The sequence below is a fragment of the Nocardia sp. IFM 10818 genome (assembly GCF_054655275.1).
The window spans coordinates 7,093,175-7,113,048 of the sequence record NZ_BAAHJH010000001.1; the positions used below are offsets into that span (position 1 = coordinate 7,093,175).

A 19,874-nucleotide genomic window follows, 5' to 3' on the forward strand; every position below is an offset into this window, starting at 1 on the left:
CTTACAGCGGGGAGATGAATTTCAATGCAGTGCCCGAAATGTCATGCGCCTATGCATACGTACAACCGCGCGGGGGTGCACATCGAGCAGTGCAGCGGTTGCCGGGGGATTTTCCTGGATTACGGTGAGCTCGAGGCGATCAATCGGCTCGAGGCCGGATACCAGCAGGCTCCCCCGCCACCGCCCGGCGCACCGGCCTGGGGCGCGCCGCACCAGGCTCCGCACCACCAGCCGCAGTACGGGTACGGGCACGGACGCCACAAGCAGCACGGCGTCGGCCGCCTGTTCTTCTCGTCCTAGCGCGAGCGCTCGGGAGTACCGCACTGCCGCCGCCGGTATTCCCGGCGCGGCATGTGCGGATTCCCTCAGGGGGTGCGAGCCCATTCACCCCGGTGCGGGCATATGGTCGATTCCATGACCGAGGAGACGCAGCAGTTTCGCATCGAGCACGACACGATGGGCGAAGTCCGCGTACCCGCGCAGGCGTTGTGGCGGGCGCAGACCCAGCGAGCGGTGGAGAACTTCCCGATCAGCGGCCGCGGCCTGGAACGCGCGCAGATCCGGGCGCTGGGCCTGCTGAAGGCCGCGTGCGCGAGCGTGAACCGGGACCTGGGCCTGCTGGAGGAGACCAAGGCCGACGCCATTATCGCCGCGGCCACCGAGATCGCCGACGGTGCGCACGACGACCAGTTCCCGATCGACGTCTTCCAGACCGGCTCGGGCACCAGTTCCAATATGAACGCCAATGAGGTGATCGCGAGCATCGCCGCCCGCAATGGCGTGACCGTGCATCCCAACGACGACGTGAACATGTCGCAGTCGTCCAATGACACCTTCCCCACCGCAACCCATCTCGCCGCCACCGAGGCCGTGGTCAAGGACCTGGTCCCCGCCCTCGAGCACCTGCGGCTGGCGCTGCTGGACAAGTCCGAGCAGTGGCGCGATGTGGTCAAGTCCGGCCGCACCCATCTGATGGACGCCGTCCCGGTCACCCTGGGCCAGGAGTTCGGCGGCTACACCCGCCAGGTGAGCGCCGGCATCGAACGCCTGCTGGCCACCCTGCCGCGGCTGGGCGAGCTGGCCATCGGCGGCACCGCGGTCGGCACCGGCCTCAACGCCCCCGACGGATTCGGCACCAAAGTCGTTGCGGCACTGGTGAAGTCGACCGGCATCGACGCCCTGTCCGAGGCCCGCGATCACTTCGAGGCGCAGGCCGCCCGCGACGGCCTGGTGGAGGTCTCCGGCGCGCTGCGCACGGTCGCCATCAGCCTCACCAAGATCGCCAACGATATTCGCTGGATGGGCTCGGGCCCGCTCACCGGCCTGGGCGAACTCCAGCTGCCGGACCTGCAGCCGGGCTCCTCGATCATGCCCGGCAAGGTGAATCCCGTTCTGCCCGAGGCGGTTACCCAGGTCGCCGCGCAGATCATCGGCAATGACGCGGCCATCGCCTGGGGCGGCGGCAACGGCCACTTCGAGCTGAACGTCTACATCCCGATGATGGCCCGCAATGTGCTGGAATCGATCCGCCTGCTGGCCAACGTCTCTCGCCTGTTCGCCGACAAGTGCGTCGTGGGCCTGGTCGCGAACGAGGAGCGCCTGCGCCGCCTCGCCGAGTCCAGCCCGTCCATCGTGACCCCGCTGAACTCCGCCATCGGCTACGAGGAGGCCGCCGCGGTCGCCAAGGAAGCCCTCAAGGAGCACAAGACCATCCGGCAGACGGTCATCGACCGCGGCCTGATCGGCGACAAACTCTCCGAGGCCGAACTCGATCGCCGGCTGGACGTGCTGTCCATGGCGAACGTGGACGCCAAGAAGGCGTGACGCGGCGCGGCGGCAGTCCGTCGGCTAACGTCCTCCCCGACAACGGTTCGACGCCGGAATTACCGGTCTCCGAAGGGGATTACGTGAACGCACGGGTTGCCGCCGCAGCGGTGACGACTCTGATGGCGCTACTCGCCGGCTGCTCCTCGGGCAGTGACCACGGCGACCATGCGGAAACCACCTCGGCCACCGCCGCGCCCGCCGCCACCGCCACGACCACCACCGCACCGCCGACGAGCACCACCGTCGCACTGGACGGCGGCGAAGCGGCCGATCCGACGGAGTACCGGCAGAGCGAGAGCATCGCCGGGCAGCAGGGGTACTTCTTCCAGACGCCGAGCGGCAATATCCACTGCGCGATCTTCGACAAGCCGGTCTCCAATGGCGACAGCGCCATCGATATCGGCTGCCAGGGCAAGCTCGCGGCGATTCCGGCCGGCGAGCAGGCGTGCGCGAAGCCGGAGCATTCGCAGCCGCCGATGCCCGCCTTCAGCATCGGGCAGAGCGGAGCCGAGTTCGGCTGCACCGCCGATCCGCTGTTCTACGGTCGCGCCGAAGCGCCCGCCCTGCCCTACGGTTCCTCGCTGCAGATCGGCGGCTACAAGTGCGTCTCGCGCGAGGTCGGCATCAGCTGCGGACATGTGGAGTCCGGTGATTCGTTCTTCGTTTCGAAGGAGAGCAGCCGGTTGGTGAATTCCGCGGGCGTGGCTCCGCGCGGGATTCCACCGACCACGACTCGATAGGTTCGCGGTCAGCGGCCGATTTTTCGAATTCTCCCAACGGTGTGAAACGCGTCACGCATTGCTTCCGATTAGCTGGGTGTCCGCATCCGCGGATGAACACGAAAGGACAAGAACAATGGTGACTGCAATCGTCAACGGCCTGGTGGACCTCTTCGGAGTAGGTGCGAAAGCCTTCCTGAAGGCCCTGGGAATCATCCTTTGAAATCCGCGGTCGGCGCGGGTATGGCGACACAGCGCGCCATACCCGCACACGCGTGCATTTCATAGCGCGGCAACGATTTCGGGGTAATTCTTCAGATCGATGTCATTCTTGGCGCTATCGGTGTACTTCAGCATCAGCTTCCACAGCCGCGACCCGAGGAACCAATTGCGCGCCCGGATACCGAGTTTCGTCTTCGGAGCCAGGAACGGTCCGGCATTGGCGCCGTCGGCCATCCGCAGGTACCGCTTCATGATCTCCTCGTAGCGGGCGAAGGCTGCCCGGTAGTCGCCATCGGCCGCCGCCAGCTCCCCCGCCAGCACGTATGCGCCGACGACCGCCAGCCCGGTCCCGAACCCGGCCAGCGTATTGCCGTATCCCGCATCGCCCAGCAGCGCGATGCGCCCCTTGACGAAGCTCTTCATGGTCACTTTGCTGATCGAGTCCAGATAGAACCCGTCCAGGGTCGGCAGTTCCGCCAGCATCTCCGGCACACGCCAGCCCATTCCGGCCAGCTTCTCGGCGACGATCCGCTGTTGCTCGGCCACATCGTCACGCGAGTATTCGATTTCGGGTGAGGCGAACAGATACATCTGCCCCGCCTTGGAACCGCCCGAAACCGCCAGCCGCCCCGGCTCGTTGTAGCCGAAGGAATGTGCGCGCTCACGCGAAGCGTCCTGCGCCTCCCAGTGCGAGGCGCCCGCGATGCAGTAGTAGTAACCCCGGTGCCGCACGAAATCCCGCTCGGGCCCGAAAACCAGTTTGCGCACCCGGGAATGGATTCCGTCGCACCCGAAGACGAGATCGAATGTCCGCGCCCGGGTGTTCTCGAATTCGACGTGCACACCGTCCGCGGTTTCGGTGAGCGCGGAAATGCTGTCGCCGAAGATGTACTCGCACTTGTCCGCGGTGTGCTTGTACATGACGTCGGCCAGGTCGCCACGCAGGATCTCGATGTCCCCGCCGGTGAAATCACCCGATATGAGCGCCAATTCGCGCTCGTTCGCATCGATGAGGCTCATATCGGTCTTGCCAGTCTGCCGCGCCTCGATGTCCGCGAGCATTCCCATGCGCTCGAGCACGGTCATGTGCGTGGCCCCGGTGAAGTCGATGGCCTGCCCGCCGGCCCGCAGCATGGCCGCCTTCTCCACGACGGTGACCTCGAACCCGTAGCGCTGCAGCCAGTAGGCCAGCGCCGGTCCGGCGACGCCGGCGCCGGAGATGAGAACGGTGGTGTTGCGCATAGCTGATTACTCCTCCATTAACTGCGTCCAGTGGACGCTTATCAATAGCGTATGCTGGACGCAGTTCCACCGCAAGTGTTTTTCCGGAAGGATGACGCCCATGCCGGCACCGACCACGCTCGAACTGCTGTGGGGCGCCCCGACGCGACCCAAGCGCGGACCCAAACCCTCCCTCACCCTGGACCGCATCGTCACCGAGGCCGTGGCCCTGGCCGATGCCGAAGGCCTGGCCAATCTGTCCATGCAACGCCTGGCCGAACGCCTGGGCTGCGCCAAAATGGCCCTCTACCGGTACGTTCCCGGCAAATCCGAACTCAATGCCCTCATGCTCGAGGCCGCTCTGGGCGCCGCCCCCGACCCCGCGGCCACCCCCGCCGAAACCGGTGAGGAACCCTGGCGCGCCTACCTACGCTCCTGGACGCAGACCTTCTTCGACCGCGCCTGGGCACACCCGTGGACCTTGGAACTCTCCACCGGCGCGCGACCCATGGGTCCCAATGAAATGAGCTGGCTGGAATCCGCCTTGGCCGCCCTGGACGGCTGCGGCCTGACCGCCGCCGAACGCCTCGACACCGTGGTCCTGCTCATCGGCCACGGCCGCGGGCTGGTCCAGCAGGTCGGGGCCACGCCGGGCGAGGATGCCGAAGACCGCCTCATCAAGGAGGTCGGCGCCATCCTGGCCACGCACGCCGACCGCTACCCCCACATCCTGTCCGTGTTCGCCGAACAAGCGACCGCCCCCCAGAACGGCCGCAACAATGCCCTCCACTACGGCATAGATCGCATCCTCGACGGCGTCGGCGCCCTCATCGAGACCCGAAAATCGCCGTAGTCAGCCTGTTTTCGGCCTACAGTCGGAACATGTCCGACTTACCGGAGTTGCAGCAGGACGCGATCACCACGGTCCGGGAATTCTTCGCCGCCCTGGAAATGAAGATCATCGACGAAGCCCTCGAACTCGCGGATCCGAGCATCGTCTGGAAGAACACCTCGCTGCCCGACGTGCGCGGCCTGGACCGCGTCCGCTGGGTCCTGAAGCAGTTCAACAACCCCCGCTTCGGCTTCCGCGCCGATATGCACCACATCGCCGCCACCGCCGACAATATCGTGCTCACCGAGCGGACCGACTATCTGCGCGTCGGCCCGATCGAGATCGCCTTCTGGGTCTGCGGCACCTTCGAACTCCGCGGCGGCCGCATCGTGCTCTGGCACGATCATTTCAGCTGGGAGAACTTCTTGCGCGGCACCGCCGTCGGCGTCTTCCGCGCCCTGCTACCGGGCTGACCACGCCGGGGTCCTCCGAAATCGAACAGGTGCCGGTGCGGACCGTCGCCCACACCGGCACCTGCGTCATGCCGCGGATCAGGACCGAAGATGGGCGAGCTCGGCCCGCGCCTTCTCGCCTTCCTCGCCGAAGTCGGTGCGGCTGAAGATCTTCCACTCTTCGAGGAGTGGCTTGAAGACCAGCTCGGGTTCCCGGGCCTTGTCGTAGATGCCCGCTTCGGCGAGCACCTCGTCGCTGCTGCGGCCGTCGGCCAGCCGCACCACCGGGACGTGGAAGTCGGCGACGCGGTCCGCGATGGCCCGGACGGCCTGATCCGGCGCCAGCTCGAGCGCGGCGGAGACCAGGTTCGCGAAGAACACGGCCTGCAACTCGTCGTCGGCGGCGAGACGGCCGGCGATGAGCGCGACGATCGGATCGTCGGCCTTGGTCTCGGTATTGCGGTGCCGGACCGCCGCGGCGGCCTCCTCGAAGGCGCAGGTGGCGAGGACGTCGAGCAGGTGCATGGCCGGACGGCGGAAGCCGGCGGTCATGTGCGCCATGCGCATGCGCTCGAGTTCGATGGGGTCGACCGCGCGGGTGACCATGAGGTAGTTGCGGATGAGGATTTCGTGGCGGTTCTCCTCGGCGGTCCAGCGGCCGACCCAGCGCCACCACGGGCCGATGCGCAGGTACTTGCCGACCTCGCGGTGGTAGGAGGGCAGATTGTCGGCAATCAGGACGCTCACGGTGAGAGCGGTCTTCGAGACCTCGCTCATCACGGATTGCCCGGGCTCCCAATCGGTTCCGCCGAGGAACGCGAAATTGCGGCCGTCATCCCACGGCACATAGTCGTGCGGCTGCCACTCCGCCGCCGCGGCGGTGTGACGTACCAGGTTCGATTCCACCTCCGCCGCCAGCGACTCCAGCAGTTCGCGGTCGGCCATCACATTCTGCACCTGCACAAGGTAGCGGCTCGAGAGCAACCCCGGGGACTTCGCCTCGATATTCACAGCCGCCGTTGAGATAGCGCGGGGGTATCGCACAACGATCCGGCTTCCGGGACGCGCGCGGCGCGTCCCGGAACTCCCGCTACTTCTCGGTGACGGTGATCTTCTCGTCCACCCAGGTGATGGTGCCGCCGGTGAATTCGCTCTGCTTGCCGCCGGGGATGTCGGTCTCGTCGGTGGTCGGGTAGCCGAGCTTGCCGCCCGGGCCGCCGTTTTCGTCCCAGGCCTTGCGGATCTCGCCCCAGACGACGTGGGTGCCGGTGGCGGAGCTGGCGTAGACGGCGCCGCCGGTGAACTCCTGCACCTTGCCGCCGCCGGGCGCGTCCCGCTCCGGGCCGGTGGGCGCGCCCAGCGGGCCGGACTCGCCGCCGAGTTCGTCGTACTTGGCGAGAAAGTCTCCGGTGACCGCGATTTCGCTGCCGTCGCGGGTGGCGATCTTGGTTTCGCTCGCGCCGCCGGTCTCGCCCATCGGCTCGGAGGCCGGGGCCATGTCGGTCGTGGTGGTCATGCTCGCATCGGACTTGGAGTCCTTGTCGCTGTCCTTGTCGCAACCCGCGGCGAACGTGGTCGCGACCGCGACCGCCGCGATGATGCCAGCCGTGCGTCGAGCGAAGTGGTGCATTTCCATCCTCTCGGGTACTCAGGCCGACACTCGGCAACAATTCGGCGAAATGCGTAGAGATCGCCGAATTGTCGGCCGAGCAGGAATTTGCCTGGAATATACCCCGCACATTGTGAGATGAAACACATGCCACAGATTTGCCCGATCGCGCCGCGTGGATAAGCCCGACTCTCGGGGGCTCTCAGGGGCTTCGTCCCCGAACCCCCGAACGAGGAGCGGGCCGGGGCAGGCTCGCCCCGGCACCCTCGAACAAAGAAACGGGCCGGGTGCCCCCGACCCGTTCCTGGCCCTATGCGTTCTGCGGATACTCCTTTACGCGTTCGGCCCGTACTCCTCGAGCATCTCGGTGACCAACGCCGCGATCGGGGAGCGCTCGCTGCGGGTCAGGGTGACGTGGGCGAAGAGCGGGTGGCCCTTGAGTTTCTCGATCACGGCGGCGACGCCGTCGTGCCGGCCGACCCGCAGGTTGTCGCGCTGGGCGACGTCGTGGGTGAGGACCACCCGCGACCCGCTGCCCAGGCGGCTGAGGACCGTGAGCAGCACATTGCGTTCCAGGGACTGCGCCTCGTCCACGATCACGAAGGAGTCGTGCAGCGAGCGGCCGCGAATGTGGGTGAGCGGCAGGACTTCCAGCATGCCGCGCGCCTGCACCTCCTCCATCACCTCCGGGCTGGCCAGCCCCTCGAGGGTGTCGAAGACGGCCTGCGCCCAGGGCCCCATCTTCTCGCTCTCGCTGCCGGGCAGATAGCCGAGCTCCTGCCCGCCCACCGCGTACAGCGGCCGGAACACCACCACCTTGCGATGGCTGCGCCGTTCCAGCACGGCTTCGAGTCCGGCGGTCAGCGCGAGCGCCGACTTGCCGGTGCCGGCCCGCCCGCCCAGCGAGACGATGCCGACGCTCTCGTCCAGCAGCAGATCCAGGGCGATGCGCTGTTCGGCGGAGCGCCCGTGCAGCCCGAAGGCCTCCCGGTCCCCGCGCACCAGCTGCACCCGCTTGTCCGGGGTGACCCGGCCGAGTGCGCTGCCGCGCGCGCTGAGAATGCGAATTCCGGTGTGACAGGGCATATCCCGGGCTTCGTCGAGATCGATCACGGTCTCCGCGTAGAGCTTGTCCACGGTCTCGGCGCTCACATCGAGCTCCACCATGCCCGTCCAGCCGGAGGTGACGACGTCCTGGGCGTGGTACTCGTCGGCCTGCAGGCCGACCGCGCTCGCCTTGACGCGCAGCGGAATGTCCTTGGACACCAGCACGACCCGGCGACCCTCGGCCGCCATGTTCAGCGCGCAGGCCAGGATCCTGGAATCGTTGCTGTCCGTGCGGAATCCGACGGGCAGGACATTCGGATCGGTGTGGTTGAGTTCCACCTGGAGCGTGCCGCCCTGGGCGCCGACCGGCACCTCCTGATCGAGCCGACCGTGTGCCAGACGCATATCGTCCAGCATGCGCAGGGCCTCGCGAGCGAACCAGCCGAGTTCGTGATGGTGGCGTTTGGCCTCGAGTTCGCTGATCACCACCAGCGGCAGCACCACGTGGTGCTCACCGAAGCGGGTCAGTGCCCAAGGATCCGACAGCAGCACCGACGTATCCACCACGAAGGTCTTCGGTCCGGAATCGGTGTCTTTCGGGCGACGAGTCGCCGACGACTGCGAGGCGCGAACTCCCTTGGCCGTGGTCCGCGGGCTCCGGGTGGAGCTGGCGTCCCCGCTGGGAGCGGTAACGGAGCGTGCATCAGTCACGGTGGGCTCCTTTGCCACTCGCGCGACACCGCGCGAGCGTTCTCGCTGGGCCGGTCGGCCGTAGGGTCAAGCGACCCGAGGGCCAGGTGCCGGCCCCCTCGCACTGAGTTGCTCAGCCACGATCAGGACCTCCCGTACGGACCACACCTACGCGGCCCGCACCCCCGACGCTACCGCCGAATTGGATTTCCGGCTCCCCGACTGACAGGCGTGTTGGTGAAGATCCCGTTAACGCCTGTCCGCCTTGGGTGTTTCGCCCAATTCACCCACCAGCACCGGCACATGACTGTGCGCGGGGTCCTTTACCGCTGTCACCAGCGTCAACGGCCCGTTCGCGGCGTCCTGGCGCAACTGCGCCAGCCCCTGCCGCGCGGCGTCCGATTCCAGCTCGGCGCGGTAGCGTCGCTCGAACTCGGCGCGGCGGGCGTCCGGGTCGGCGTGATACCACTTCCGCAGCTCTGTGGACGGGGTCACATCCTTGGCCCACTCGTCAATGGCTGCTTGCTGTTTGCTGATGCCGCGCGGCCAGAGCCGATCCACCAGCACCCGCCGGCCGTCGGCGGCCTCCGGCTCGTCGTAGACCCGCTTCACCCGGTAGCCCGGTCGCTGTGCCATGAGTCCATTACAGTCGAAGCCATGGCCGAAACTCAGGATCTCGAGACGCTGTCCACCAAGGAGTTGCACGACCGGGCCGTGAAGCTGGCCGTTCGCCGCGGCGATGTGAAATTCCTGTGGGAGCTGCTGAAGTCCATTCCGGCCGCCGAGGCCGCCGCCGGTGATCTGGGCGAGAGCGAGGCCGACATCAAGTACGTGCTGCCCATGCTCGACGACTACTTCCACGCCGGCGAGGGCGAGATCGGCGAGGTGCTGCGGCCGATGTACGTGGATTACCTCGCCAAGCACTCCTGAGCCCTGTGCCGGGCGGTGCGCTTCAGGCGGGATGCAGCCCGCGGATCACCGCCCGGGCGAACGGCAGGAAACCCTCCGGGCCGGACGCCCGATCCTTGAGATGCACGGTGGTGCGGTCGCTGGATTCGAAGATCTCGCGCACGATGCCGAGACGTTGCTCGAGTTCCAGTCCGGCGCCCATCACCACGTGATCGAGACCGGTGCGCGCGAGGACCCCGCGCAGATCCTCGACGCTCGATCCGGTGAACAGCTCGACCTCGGGAAGCGCCAGCTGATCGCGCACTTCCTCGACCACGGCCATCTTCAAACCGAGCAGCATTACCCTGATCGCCATGACGCCTCCGATCTGCTTGCAGCATAGGCGAATCGCCCTCCCCTGGTCGGAGATCGGAATCCGCCCGCACCGGGATGTCCGCGGCAACGCACCGTCGATCCGGCCGCGCACGACTACGGCGGCCATCCCGCACTGGGTTTCGCGGTCCGATGCCCGGATCGGTTGCGGCGCTTGGCGATTCTCAATTCCCGCGCGCACCGCACCTTCCCGCCCGCGTACCCCGACGCCACCCTCACCCGCATCGCCGGAACCGATCACTACGCCATGGAGGAGCGTCCCGCCGAGGTCATCGAGGCCCTCCTCACCCGGCTGCGCCGACCGTAGACTCCGGACATGACCGCCGATGCCACCCCGCAGCTCATCGTCTACCGGCGCCCGGGCTGCCCGTACTGCTCCCGCATGCGGCGAGTGCTCAACCGCCACGGGATCATTCACACCGAAGTCGATATCTGGGAGAACCCGGACGCTGCCACCGTGGTGCGCACGCTCGCCGACGGCAACGAGACCGTGCCCACGGTCGTACTGCGCGACGGCTCGTCGGAACGCAGCTGGGTCAACCCGCATCCGAAGAAGCTCATCGCCACCGTGCGGGCCGACGCGCCCGCTCTCACCGGGGGCCCGCGGCGCTTCTTCGCATTCTGATCCGGCCGCTCGCCCGCGGCGCGACTCCGAGCACGGCCGTGACCCCGAAAACGGCCGAGCCCGCCGCGATCTCGTGATCGCGGCGGGCTCCTTGCCCACGGTTCGGCGTCAGCCGAGCAGGCGCCAGTCCTCCAGGCCCTCGTAGAGCGGGAAGTCCTGGGCCAGCTTGGAAACCCGCTGGCGCAGCGAGTCCAGATCGGCGGATCCGGTCAGCGCGGCGGCGATGATGTCGGCGACCTCGGTCCACTCGGCATCGCCGAAGCCCCGGGTGGCCAGGGCGGCGGTGCCGATGCGCAGGCCGGAGGTGACCATCGGCGGGCGCGGGTCGAACGGAACGGCATTGCGGTTCACGGTGATTCCGACCTCGTGCAGGAGATCCTCGCCCTGCTGACCGTCCAGTGCGGAGTTGCGCAGGTCGACCAGGACCAGGTGCACATCGGTGCCACCGGTGAGCACGGAGATGCCCTTGGCCTGGACGTCGGCGCCCATCAGGCGCTCGGCCAGGATCTTGGCGCCGGCGATGGTGCGCTCCTGGCGATCCTTGAACTCGGCGCCCGCGGCGATCTTGAACGCCACGGCCTTGGCGGCGATGGCGTGCATGAGCGGACCGCCCTGCTGGCCCGGGAACACCGCACTGTTGAGCTTCTTGGCGAAGTCCTGCTTGGCCAGGATCAGGCCGGAGCGCGGACCGCCGAGGGTCTTGTGCACGGTGGAGGACACCACATCGGCGTGCGGCACCGGGGACGGGTGCAGCCCGGCGGCGACCAGACCGGCGAAGTGCGCCATATCGACCCAGAGGTAGGCGCCCACCTCGTCGGCGATCTCGCGGAAGGCCGCGAAGTCCAGGTGGCGCGGGTAGGCCGACCAGCCGGCGACGATCACCTTCGGGCGGGTCTCGCGGGCGATCTTGCGGACCTCGTCCATATCGACGCGGTGGTCTTCCTTGGACACGCCGTAGGCGTGCACCTCGTACAGCTTGCCCGAGAAGTTCAGGCGCATGCCGTGGGTGAGGTGACCGCCGTGCGCGAGATCCAGGCCGAGCAGCTTGTCGCCCGGGTTCATCAGCGCCATGAGGACGGCGGCATTGGCCTGCGCACCCGAATGCGGCTGCACATTGGCGAACTCCGCGCCGAAGAGTTCCTTCACGCGGGCGCGGGCGAGATCCTCGACGACGTCGACGTTCTCGCAGCCGCCGTAGTAGCGGCGGCCCGGGTAGCCCTCGGCGTACTTGTTGGTGAGCACGCTGCCCTGCGCCTGGAGCACCGCGCGGGGAACGAAGTTCTCCGAGGCGATCATCTCGAGGGTGTCGCGCTGGCGAGCGAGCTCTCCGCCCATCGCTTCCGCGACCTCGGGATCGAGTTCGGCGAGGGACTGGCTGTTGACAGAAGTGCTCGTCTGGGTCACGCCGCCGAGTGTATTGGCCGTGGCGGCCGTACCGCTCGGAGGGCTCTGTGTGTCGGCATCGTTCTGCTGTGCCATCGCAGCTTCCAACTGGGTCATCGCAACCTCCGTACTCCGGTGCCACCCTCGGGTACCGGGGTACCCCAAGGGCTCACCCTGCACCCAGGCGCGCGGTGCAGGACGTCGGTGCTTCCCGGTGGTTGCTTCCACCTCGAGTGCGCCAGTCGCGGTCCCGCCATCCTATCGGCGTGAATCACGCCACGCTCGCGTGCCCCGAGAACTCGGGGCACGGCGCACGTCGGCACTGCGCCGGCCTACCGCTCCGAGCCGTTCCGGTGGACAGTGGCCCGGATACGGGCTATGAGAGGGCAACAAATCTCGGTATGGTGGCGGCGCACTGGCATTGTGACCCGCCAGTGACTTTGGCCCACCAGAACTTTCGAGGTTGAGAATGCATTTCATCGCCGGCGGCATCGAGGACCTGATCAAGACGCTGCTCAAGACCCTGTGCACCATGTCCAGCGGCGGCGCGAGCTGCGCCAACTGGTAGTCCTCCGCACCAACCGCTGAACGCGGCCCCCTCACATCCGGCGAATGGCGCCCGGGGTGAGGGGTTCGTCCAGCAGTCGACGGAATCGATCGGACCGCTGCTCGGCGTCGGGGGATGCATCCAACCATCCGCCGAGCAGCCGGTATCCCTCCACATAGGTGCTGATGTAGGCCCGCCACAGCGGCGAGGACAGGAAGCGCAGCGACTGCCGCGCCCGCTCCGGCGTGACCAGGCTCCAGCGCTGCAGGAAGGCCGCCACCTCATCGGCGTCGCGCCGCCGGTCGTGCAGCAGTAGCGCCGCATCCTGGCGCACGCTCAGCAGGTTCGCGGAAGCGGCCGAAATACGCTCGGCGCGTTCACCGTCGAAACGCAATCCCAGATCGGCGTAGATCTCCTGTGCCCAGCTCCCCCAGCCCGGTCCCACGATGGACTTCAGGGCCAGATCCGCCAGCCCCTCCGCCATCAGGCACTGCGGGGTGTTCACCACGAACAAGGTCTGCTCGTCCTGGCCGGCCGCGACCAGTCCGGCTTCCTTCCGGCAATGTTCGGTGTGGTGCCCCGGATACGACTCGTGCGCGATGAGCGCGGGCAGATGCGCCATGTGCTGCTTCAGATCCGAATTGATGGCCACCCTGGACTGGAAATTGCCCAGGTAGTAGTTGAAGCCCGACCACGGCTTGTCGCCCACCACTTCGTATTCCACGCGTTCGTGATCGGGCAGCGGATAGCGCTGCCGCACCAGTTCGCGCAGCGCCCCGGAGAAGGCGTCCACGCATTCGCGCAGCCGTTCCGGCGGAATCTCGTCCGCGCGCCGGTGCGCGGTGATGCGGTCGGCCAGCGCGCCCTCGCCGGGCAGCACCTCGTCGAGCAGTCGGTGCGCCTCGCGGTAGTCCTCCTCGTCGCCGGGCGCGATATCGACGTCGAAGTAGGCGCGCACCTCGTCCACGAAACCGATGTCGTCGCCCGCGAATTTCCGTCCGGAACATTCCAGGGCGCGCAGGTGCACATCCAGGAATTCGGTGCGCTCGGCCGACAGCCCCGCCTCCGGCAGTTCCTTGCGCAGGGCGGCAGCGGTGTTCGCGAGCTCGCGCGGCTCCGGCGCGGGCGCGTTCTCGACCTCCCGGCGCAGGGCCGGATCGCCGGTGAACGCGTCGACGAAACCTTCTTCCAGACGGTCGAAGGCCAGCCCCAGCCGCAGATATTCGGTCACGAGAGGATGCGCTGCCATGCCGGTGACTGTATGTGATCGGCTGCCGCCGCGCCCCGCGGTTCCCGTCCGCGCTCGGGCCCAAACCTCGGTCGGGTGTAGTCCATCTCACGTGGGTTACTGGCGAGTAGCGATACCTGGTGTTCACCGACATGTTGGACCCGAGCACAATTCGGCTATGCGTGGAGTGTCGTGTTGTCCGCCTATACGGGGATGTGGGTAAGTGGCACGAATGAGCGAGCCGAGTCCCTATGTGGAGTTCGACCGGAAGCAGTGGCGCACCCTGCGCAAGTCGACTCCCCTGGTGCTCACCGAGGAAGAGCTGATCGGCCTGCGCGGCCTCGGTGAGCAGATCGACCTCGAGGAAGTGGCCGAGGTCTACCTGCCGCTCGCCCGTCTGATCCACCTGCAGGTGGCCGCCAAGCAGCGGCTCTTCGCCGCCACCGCGACCTTTCTCGGCGAGACCCATCCGGACCGCCAGGTGCCGTATGTGATCGGCGTGGCCGGCTCGGTGGCCGTCGGCAAGTCCACCACCGCCCGCGTGCTGCAGGCGCTGCTGGCCCGATGGGACCACCATCCGCGAGTGGATCTGGTGACCACCGACGGATTCCTCTACCCCACAGCCGAACTCACCCGGCGCGGCATCATGCATCGCAAGGGCTTCCCGGAGTCCTACGACCGGCGCAAACTGCTGCGCTTCGTCACCGAGGTGAAATCCGGGGCGCCGGAGGTCTGCGCGCCGGTGTACTCGCATATCGCCTACGACATCGTGCCCGGGCAATTCCACTGCGTGCGCCAGCCCGACATTCTCATTGTCGAGGGCCTGAACGTGCTGCAGACCGGGCCGCGGCTGATGGTCTCGGACCTGTTCGACTTCTCCATCTATGTCGACGCCCGCATCGAGGACATCGAGAACTGGTACGTGCAGCGCTTCCTGGCATTGCGCAAGACCGCCTTCGCGGACCCCAATTCGCACTTCCACCACTACGCGCGATTCAACGATCAAGAGGCCACCAGCGCGGCCAAGGAGATCTGGCACAACACCAACCGGCCGAATCTGGTGGACAACATCCTGCCCACTCGCCCCCGCGCCACTCTGGTATTGCGCAAGGACGCCGACCACAGCATCAATCGGCTGCGGCTGCGCAAACTCTGACTACAGCTTCCAGGCCGCATCCAGGCGCGCGGCCACATCGATATCGGTCGCTGCCTTGATATTCGGTTTGCGGATCTCCTCCGCGATGTAGCGCGCGACGAAACGGCGGATCTCGTGATCCACGCTGGCCAGAATGCGCAATAGTTCACCGCGCCGCGAGGCGCTCGCGACATTGATGCGCACATTGCTCGGCTGCGGTTCGTCGATATCGATGAGCACGCGCAGCGGTTCGGCGGTGCGCACGGTCAGGCGCAGATGGATGGTGCCGTCCACGTGGAAGGGATAGCGGTCCACCGAGAGGTCGATGAGCAGGTCCACGTCCAGCGGGATGACCAGGTCGAAGGAAATGATCTCCAGCACTTCCCGGTTCACCCGGGGCTGTCCCAGCCGCACACCGGCGGAGAGTTTCGCGATGCGGCCCGGCCCCAGGCCGATCGGGCCGAATTGGAATGCCTCCCCGGTGAGTTTCTCGAAGGCCCCGGCTATCCGCTCCGGCGAGGCCGCGTATTCCAGGAATCGGCGGCCGAACTCCTCATAGCTGATGGACCCGGAATCCACCGGGCCGCCCAGCCCTTCGCGCAGCTCACTCATGCATTCCGACGCTACGGCAGCGAAGGCCCCGCGAACTACGGAAGCCATTGCACTGCAATGCGATTGTTCACACCCCGTGTTCGACCGTTACGTCCCGAAACGACGGTGCCGGGCGGCGTAATCACGCAGTGCCCGCAGGAAATCTACGCGCCGGAACTCCGGCCAATAGGCCTCGGTGAACCAGATCTCCGAATACGCGCTCTGCCACAACAGGAATCCCGACAGCCGCTGTTCACCCGAGGTGCGGATGACCAGGTCCGGATCCGGCTGGCCGGAGGTGTAGAGGTGCTGGCCGATGGCGTCCACGGTGATCGACTGCACCAGATCCTCGCCGGTCTCCCCGGCGTCGATCTCCTGGCGCACCAGCGAGCGCACCGCATCGGTGATCTCCTGCCGGCCGCCGTAGCCGATGGCCACGTTCACGTGCACACCGTCGCGGCCCTCGGTGCTCTTGGCCGCCTCGCTGAGCCGGCGGGCCATGCTCTCGGGCAGTTGATCGAGCGCGCCGACAATGCGGACGCTCCAATTCTGTTCGGGGGCGGACAGTTCGTCGACGACGTCCGTGATCACCTCGAACAGGGTGTCCAGCTCTTCGGGATCGCGGCGCAGGTTCTCGGTGCTCAGCAGGTAGACGGTCACCATCTCGATGCCCGCCTCGCCGCACCAGCCGACCAGCTCGGCGATCTTCAGCGCGCCCACCCGATGTCCATGGCTGACATCGGTGAACCCGTTCTCCCGCGCCCATCGGCGATTGCCGTCGCACATGACGGCCACATGCCGCGGATGCTGCTTCCCGGCGAGCTGCTTCGCCAGCCGGGCCTCGTAGATGCGATAGGGGAATCCACGCACCTGCTTCGCAAGCTCAACGACCACGACCGCCAACAGTACGCCCTCACAAGGAATGCCGGACCTACCGGGACAGTCGAGTGAAACAGTGGCGGTATGGGTTTGCGACGGGCCACCTGAGAGGCGCGACCGCAACAACCTACGGTACCGTAGGTTACTCAGGAGGTAACCCGTGTCCGACACTGTGCAGCCCCCCGCCCCGGTGGCGGACGCCCTCGAAGCGGCTCGCGAAGAATTCACGATCATCAGGCCGCGTCTGCGCGGCTGGATCCACACCTGGGCCGTGGGCATCGCCGCCGTCGCGGTCATCGCCCTGGTGAGCGTCGCGAGCACGGTCTCGGCCACCGCCGCCTGGTCCACGCTGGTCTACGGACTCACGGTCTGCGGGGTCTTCGGCGTGAGCGCCACCTATCACCGGGTGAATTGGCGCACCGAGCGCGCCTACACCTGGATGAAGCGCGCCGATCACAGCATGATCTTCCTGTTCATCGCCGGCAGCTACACGCCGTTCGCCCTGCTCGGGGTGCGCGGGCGCGCCGGGACCATCCTGCTGGCCGTGGTCTGGGCGGGCGCACTGGCGGGGGTCGCGCTGAAGATGCTGTGGCCCACCGCGCCTCGCTGGGTCGGCACGCCGCTGTACCTGGTGCTGGGCTGGGCCATCGTGCCGGTCGCGGGCACGCTCATCGGCCATGTCGGCTGGACCCCGGTGCTGCTGTTGCTCGCCGGCGGCATCGCCTACAGCGTCGGCGGCATTCTCTACGCCTCGCGCTGGCCGGACCCGTGGCCGGAGGTGTTCGGCCACCACGAGTTCTTCCACGCCGCAACGGTGCTGGCCGCCCTCTGCCACTACGCGGCGGTCTGGCTCGTCCTGCTGAACTGAGCTCCCCCGCCTCCCCGGACCTTCAGCGCCCGGCCGAGAGCCGTGGACCGTCACGCACGCGTAGCGGCGGTCGGGTGCCGGCCCGATTCTGGACGTACCCCACGAGTTACCCGGCCCGCACGAGATCAGTCGTAACGTCCGATAACTCACAAACGTGCACACACGGGCCAAAGGCTTCTAAAGTCCAGTCGTGATTACCCGGCTGATCCTGTGGGCGCTGCGCGCCAAATGGGGGCTGTCGGCCGTCGTCATGGCGTGCAATCTGGGCGGCCTCGCGGTGATCACGACCGAGCTCTTCCTGAGTGGATTCTTCTCCCGGTTGGGCCCGGACTGGGTGATGACCTTCGCCTGGGTGGCGATCTATCCGGCCATCGGCGCGCTGATCGGCATCGTGCTGGCGGTGCGCGATCGCGGACGGTATTTCGGCTGGCTGGACGAGCGGCGCGCGCCCGCGGCGGCCGAGGCGCGGCGGCTGCTGACGTTGCCGCTGGGCATTGCCGTGCGGGCGCTGGCCATCTGGCTGCCGGGCGTGGTCATCGCGGCGGCGATCTTCGCGCATGCCACGCCGCAGAACGACTTCGCGGTGGTGGCGGCCATGTTCACCCTCGGCGGGCTGGAGTCGGCGGCGCTCACCTATCTGATCGTGGACCGGCTGATCCGGCCCACCATTCCGGTGGTGGCGGAGGTGCTCGACGGCACCGGGCACTGGAGTTCCACGGTGCTGGTGCGGGTGCTGGTCACCTTCGCGGTGACCGGCGCGGTGCCGTTCTTCATGGTGATCACCGTGCTGGCCGATCCGTCCTCCGACTACGCCGACCGGATCTGGACCGGCATCTATCTGGCCCTGGTCGGGCTGTCCGCGGGCGCGGTCGCCACGGCCACGCTGGCCCGCGCGGTCGCCACGCCCATGCATTCACTGCGTGATGCGCTGGACCGCATCGCCAAAGGCGATCTGGATGTGCGCGTGCCCATCGGGTCCACCAGCGAGATCGGACGGCTGGAGCATTCGGTCAACGAGCTGGCCACGAATCTGCGTGAGCGCGAACGCATGCGGACGGTTTTCGGCCGCCATGTGGGCGCGGAGGTGGCCGAGCGGGCCCTGTCCGGCAATGCCCACCTCACCGGCGATATGCGGGTGGTGACAGCGCTTTTCGTGGATGTCACCGGCTCCGTCGCCATGGCCACTGAACTCGCGCCGCGCGATTTCGTGGTCAAGCTCAATCGACTGCTGTCCACGGTGGTCGCCGCCACCGAGGACAATCACGGCCTGGTCAACAAGTTCGAAGGCGATGCGGCGCTGTGCATCTTCGGCGCGCCGATCGCCTTGGACGACAACGCGACTCCCGCCCTGCGCGCCGCCCGCCGCATCCGCGACGAGGTCAAGGCCGCCGGTGAGCTCGATATCGGCATCGGCCTGGCGCGCGGCCTGGTCTTCGCCGGTGATGTCGGCTCCGACACCCGGCTGGAGTTCACCGTCATCGGCGACGCCGTGAACGAGGCCGCCCGGCTCACCGCCGAGGCCAAACAGGTCCCGCGCCGCATTCTGGCCAGTCAGGCCGTCATCGACGCGGCCTCCGATTCCGAACGCAGCAAGTGGACGCTGCACGACACCATCCATCTGCGGGGACGGAAGGAACCCACGCCAGGCTGGACCGACATTCCCGCTCCGGCGCCAGCCCACCGCAACGGCAGCGCCCCGCAGGCCGCGCCCCACCCGGCCGCAGTCCCGGACCCCGGCCCCGGCGGGGAGAACTAGGACGCTTGTCGCTGGTCATCGAGGAGCACGAATTCCATCGAGTTCCCGATGCAATGCCGCGACAAGAATGAAGGTAACCACAACTCCGGGACTGTAGGACCGCGCCATACCCTGCGGCAACGGAATATGCCCCCGCCTCTCGGCGTCTCGCCGCTCCGCGCGGCCGCGGATATCACTCCGTGGGATGGGATGCATCCGATACCCGGGGGTGATCCGCACTGCGGCGCCGCAACGGCAGATTCGGTTCATGACCGAGATCGGAACCGGCCGCACCGTGACCGCCGGGACGCGGCCCACGCGGGACAGTCTGCTGCTACTGGCGCACCGCGCCGTCGTCGTGGCCCTGGTGGCCGGGCTGTGCGAGGGCGTGATGCGGGCCGCCGTGGCGCTGGAGCGATCCGAGGCCGATATCGGCGCTCTGACGTCCGACATGCTGATGCGCGGGGCGATCTACCTCGCGGTGTACGCCGTCTCGCGCCGTATGCTGGACGGAACCGCATGGGCCCGTTGGGTACTCGTCGTCGGACTGGGCGTCTTCGGGCTGGCGTCCCTGCTGATCGAACCGGTGTCCGACCTGTTCGCGGCCGCGGAACCGATCGAGCTGCTGACCGGCGTGACGTGGGAGTCGTTGATACTGGGGCTGTTCCGCACCGTGCACGTCATCGCCGTACTGGTCGCGGCGCCCGCCATGCTGCGAGCGGGCACTCGGCGCGACTGAACAGCCAACCGCCGCAGAGCATTACGCCGCGCGCCCGTACCGTCCGTGCGGACCTCCGCACGCAGCACCCGTCCCGTGACCGCGTAGTGCGCGCCATCCTCCGCACACAGCACCTGGCCCGCTGCCGCGTAATGTGCGCAATCCTCCACACACAGCACCTGGCCCGCAGCCGCGTAATGTGCGCAATCCTCCACACACAGCACCTGGCCCGCAGCCGCGAGATGCGCGCCGACCTCCGCAGGCA

Annotated in this window: 22 protein-coding genes and 1 riboswitch; of the genes, 12 read left to right on the forward strand and 10 right to left on the reverse strand. The window is 67.5% G+C overall.

Going from position 1 to position 19,874, the window contains the following annotated elements; all coding sequences use genetic code 11:
* The first annotated feature begins 24 nt into the window (after positions 1 to 24).
* From ACYQ5L_RS32995 to ACYQ5L_RS33005, 3 genes are all read left to right on the forward strand, one after another.
* Entirely contained in the window at positions 25 to 300 is a 276-nt protein-coding gene (locus tag ACYQ5L_RS32995) for a TFIIB-type zinc ribbon-containing protein (RefSeq protein WP_459962104.1), read from the forward strand.
* Between the two features lie 114 nt (positions 301 to 414).
* Positions 415 to 1,824, forward strand: a complete 1,410-nt coding sequence (locus tag ACYQ5L_RS33000; protein ID WP_459962105.1) for a class II fumarate hydratase — start codon at positions 415 to 417, stop codon at positions 1,822 to 1,824.
* Between the two features lie 83 nt (positions 1,825 to 1,907).
* Positions 1,908 to 2,567 carry a hypothetical protein gene (locus ACYQ5L_RS33005; protein WP_459962106.1) on the forward strand — a complete coding sequence of 220 codons (660 nt, stop codon included), beginning with the start codon at positions 1,908 to 1,910 and terminating at the stop codon, positions 2,565 to 2,567.
* 261 nt (positions 2,568 to 2,828) lie between these two features.
* Here ACYQ5L_RS33005 and ACYQ5L_RS33010 read toward each other — a convergent pair whose 3' ends face one another.
* On the reverse strand, positions 2,829 to 4,010 hold the full coding sequence (locus tag ACYQ5L_RS33010) for an FAD-dependent monooxygenase (protein ID WP_459962107.1): 1,182 nt from the start codon (positions 4,008 to 4,010) through the stop codon (positions 2,829 to 2,831).
* Positions 4,011 to 4,110: 100 nt separating this feature from the next.
* Between ACYQ5L_RS33010 and ACYQ5L_RS33015 the strand changes: the two genes are divergently transcribed.
* Both ACYQ5L_RS33015 and ACYQ5L_RS33020 read left to right on the forward strand, forming a co-directional pair.
* A complete protein-coding gene (locus tag ACYQ5L_RS33015) occupies positions 4,111 to 4,842 on the forward strand; it encodes a TetR/AcrR family transcriptional regulator (protein ID WP_459962108.1) in 732 nt (243 codons plus the stop codon).
* Positions 4,843 to 4,871: 29 nt separating this feature from the next.
* On the forward strand, positions 4,872 to 5,294 hold the full coding sequence (locus ACYQ5L_RS33020) for a limonene-1,2-epoxide hydrolase family protein (RefSeq protein ID WP_459962110.1): 423 nt from the start codon (positions 4,872 to 4,874) through the stop codon (positions 5,292 to 5,294).
* Positions 5,295 to 5,372: 78 nt separating this feature from the next.
* Here the strand turns inward: ACYQ5L_RS33020 and ACYQ5L_RS33025 are convergent, their stop codons facing one another.
* The 4 genes from ACYQ5L_RS33025 to ACYQ5L_RS33040 form a co-directional block, all read right to left on the reverse strand.
* Positions 5,373 to 6,218, reverse strand: coding sequence for an acyl-ACP desaturase (locus tag ACYQ5L_RS33025; RefSeq protein WP_459963622.1), 846 nt, complete (start codon positions 6,216 to 6,218; stop codon positions 5,373 to 5,375).
* Between the two features lie 145 nt (positions 6,219 to 6,363).
* On the reverse strand, positions 6,364 to 6,903 hold the full coding sequence (locus ACYQ5L_RS33030; RefSeq protein WP_459962111.1) for an LGFP repeat-containing protein: 540 nt from the start codon (positions 6,901 to 6,903) through the stop codon (positions 6,364 to 6,366).
* 312 nt (positions 6,904 to 7,215) lie between these two features.
* The gene (locus tag ACYQ5L_RS33035) at positions 7,216 to 8,640 is read right to left on the reverse strand and encodes a PhoH family protein (RefSeq protein ID WP_459962113.1); all 1,425 of its coding nucleotides are present in this window, start codon (positions 8,638 to 8,640) and stop codon (positions 7,216 to 7,218) included.
* A gap of 228 nt (positions 8,641 to 8,868) precedes the next feature.
* Positions 8,869 to 9,255 carry a DUF488 domain-containing protein gene (locus ACYQ5L_RS33040; protein ID WP_459962114.1) on the reverse strand — a complete coding sequence of 129 codons (387 nt, stop codon included), beginning with the start codon at positions 9,253 to 9,255 and terminating at the stop codon, positions 8,869 to 8,871.
* 21 nt (positions 9,256 to 9,276) lie between these two features.
* Between ACYQ5L_RS33040 and ACYQ5L_RS33045 the strand changes: the two genes are divergently transcribed.
* Entirely contained in the window at positions 9,277 to 9,549 is a 273-nt protein-coding gene (locus ACYQ5L_RS33045; RefSeq protein ID WP_459962115.1) for a hypothetical protein, read from the forward strand.
* 22 nt (positions 9,550 to 9,571) lie between these two features.
* Here the strand turns inward: ACYQ5L_RS33045 and ACYQ5L_RS33050 are convergent, their stop codons facing one another.
* Complete coding sequence (locus tag ACYQ5L_RS33050) at positions 9,572 to 9,883, reverse strand: hypothetical protein (protein ID WP_459962117.1); 312 nt, start codon at positions 9,881 to 9,883, stop codon at positions 9,572 to 9,574.
* A 171-nt stretch (positions 9,884 to 10,054) separates the two neighbouring features.
* Between ACYQ5L_RS33050 and ACYQ5L_RS33055 the strand changes: the two genes are divergently transcribed.
* A complete protein-coding gene (locus ACYQ5L_RS33055; RefSeq protein WP_459962118.1) occupies positions 10,055 to 10,207 on the forward strand; it encodes an alpha/beta fold hydrolase in 153 nt (50 codons plus the stop codon).
* 9 nt (positions 10,208 to 10,216) lie between these two features.
* On the forward strand, positions 10,217 to 10,525 hold the full coding sequence (locus tag ACYQ5L_RS33060; RefSeq protein ID WP_459962119.1) for a glutaredoxin family protein: 309 nt from the start codon (positions 10,217 to 10,219) through the stop codon (positions 10,523 to 10,525).
* A gap of 108 nt (positions 10,526 to 10,633) precedes the next feature.
* Here ACYQ5L_RS33060 and glyA read toward each other — a convergent pair whose 3' ends face one another.
* Positions 10,634 to 11,929, reverse strand: a complete 1,296-nt coding sequence (gene glyA / locus ACYQ5L_RS33065; protein ID WP_379197567.1) for a serine hydroxymethyltransferase — start codon at positions 11,927 to 11,929, stop codon at positions 10,634 to 10,636.
* Between the two features lie 150 nt (positions 11,930 to 12,079).
* Positions 12,080 to 12,164, reverse strand: a riboswitch (ZMP/ZTP riboswitch).
* A gap of 343 nt (positions 12,165 to 12,507) precedes the next feature.
* Positions 12,508 to 13,704: a DUF885 domain-containing protein gene (locus tag ACYQ5L_RS33070; RefSeq protein ID WP_459962120.1), complete on the reverse strand. Its 1,197-nt coding sequence runs from the start codon at positions 13,702 to 13,704 to the stop codon at positions 12,508 to 12,510.
* Between the two features lie 202 nt (positions 13,705 to 13,906).
* Here ACYQ5L_RS33070 and coaA point away from each other — a divergent pair, with 202 nt between their 5' ends.
* The gene (gene coaA / locus ACYQ5L_RS33075; protein ID WP_379197571.1) at positions 13,907 to 14,839 is read left to right on the forward strand and encodes a type I pantothenate kinase; all 933 of its coding nucleotides are present in this window, start codon (positions 13,907 to 13,909) and stop codon (positions 14,837 to 14,839) included.
* Here coaA and ACYQ5L_RS33080 read toward each other — a convergent pair whose 3' ends face one another.
* On the reverse strand, positions 14,840 to 15,430 hold the full coding sequence (locus tag ACYQ5L_RS33080; protein WP_459962121.1) for a hypothetical protein: 591 nt from the start codon (positions 15,428 to 15,430) through the stop codon (positions 14,840 to 14,842).
* Positions 15,431 to 15,517: 87 nt separating this feature from the next.
* Positions 15,518 to 16,303, reverse strand: coding sequence for an isoprenyl transferase (locus ACYQ5L_RS33085; RefSeq protein WP_379197575.1), 786 nt, complete (start codon positions 16,301 to 16,303; stop codon positions 15,518 to 15,520).
* A gap of 175 nt (positions 16,304 to 16,478) precedes the next feature.
* Between ACYQ5L_RS33085 and trhA the strand changes: the two genes are divergently transcribed.
* From trhA to ACYQ5L_RS33100, 3 genes are all read left to right on the forward strand, one after another.
* The gene (gene trhA / locus ACYQ5L_RS33090) at positions 16,479 to 17,156 is read left to right on the forward strand and encodes a PAQR family membrane homeostasis protein TrhA (protein ID WP_459963623.1); all 678 of its coding nucleotides are present in this window, start codon (positions 16,479 to 16,481) and stop codon (positions 17,154 to 17,156) included.
* A 190-nt stretch (positions 17,157 to 17,346) separates the two neighbouring features.
* Positions 17,347 to 18,912 carry an adenylate/guanylate cyclase domain-containing protein gene (locus ACYQ5L_RS33095; RefSeq protein ID WP_459962122.1) on the forward strand — a complete coding sequence of 522 codons (1,566 nt, stop codon included), beginning with the start codon at positions 17,347 to 17,349 and terminating at the stop codon, positions 18,910 to 18,912.
* 247 nt (positions 18,913 to 19,159) lie between these two features.
* Positions 19,160 to 19,630 (forward strand): hypothetical protein, encoded by a 471-nt coding sequence (locus ACYQ5L_RS33100; protein ID WP_459962123.1) that lies wholly within the window; start codon positions 19,160 to 19,162, stop codon positions 19,628 to 19,630.
* Positions 19,631 to 19,874: the final 244 nt, after the last annotated feature.

Excerpts from the sequence above, each read along its gene's own strand:
- ACYQ5L_RS32995 (WP_459962104.1), top strand. The coding sequence starts at position 25 with ATGCAGTGCCCGAAATGTCATGCGCCTATGCATACGTACAACCGCGCG.
- ACYQ5L_RS33000 (WP_459962105.1), top strand. The coding sequence starts at position 415 with ATGACCGAGGAGACGCAGCAGTTTCGCATCGAGCACGACACGATGGGC.
- ACYQ5L_RS33010 (WP_459962107.1), bottom strand. The coding sequence starts at position 4,010 with ATGCGCAACACCACCGTTCTCATCTCCGGCGCCGGCGTCGCCGGACCG.
- ACYQ5L_RS33015 (WP_459962108.1), top strand. The coding sequence starts at position 4,111 with ATGCCGGCACCGACCACGCTCGAACTGCTGTGGGGCGCCCCGACGCGA.
- ACYQ5L_RS33020 (WP_459962110.1), top strand. The coding sequence starts at position 4,872 with ATGTCCGACTTACCGGAGTTGCAGCAGGACGCGATCACCACGGTCCGG.
- ACYQ5L_RS33025 (WP_459963622.1), bottom strand. The coding sequence starts at position 6,218 with ATGGCCGACCGCGAACTGCTGGAGTCGCTGGCGGCGGAGGTGGAATCG.
- ACYQ5L_RS33030 (WP_459962111.1), bottom strand. The coding sequence starts at position 6,903 with ATGCACCACTTCGCTCGACGCACGGCTGGCATCATCGCGGCGGTCGCG.
- ACYQ5L_RS33040 (WP_459962114.1), bottom strand. The coding sequence starts at position 9,255 with ATGGCACAGCGACCGGGCTACCGGGTGAAGCGGGTCTACGACGAGCCG.
- ACYQ5L_RS33045 (WP_459962115.1), top strand. The coding sequence starts at position 9,277 with ATGGCCGAAACTCAGGATCTCGAGACGCTGTCCACCAAGGAGTTGCAC.
- ACYQ5L_RS33050 (WP_459962117.1), bottom strand. The coding sequence starts at position 9,883 with ATGGCGATCAGGGTAATGCTGCTCGGTTTGAAGATGGCCGTGGTCGAG.
- ACYQ5L_RS33060 (WP_459962119.1), top strand. The coding sequence starts at position 10,217 with ATGACCGCCGATGCCACCCCGCAGCTCATCGTCTACCGGCGCCCGGGC.
- ACYQ5L_RS33070 (WP_459962120.1), bottom strand. The coding sequence starts at position 13,704 with ATGGCAGCGCATCCTCTCGTGACCGAATATCTGCGGCTGGGGCTGGCC.
- ACYQ5L_RS33080 (WP_459962121.1), bottom strand. The coding sequence starts at position 15,430 with ATGAGTGAGCTGCGCGAAGGGCTGGGCGGCCCGGTGGATTCCGGGTCC.
- ACYQ5L_RS33100 (WP_459962123.1), top strand. The coding sequence starts at position 19,160 with ATGACCGAGATCGGAACCGGCCGCACCGTGACCGCCGGGACGCGGCCC.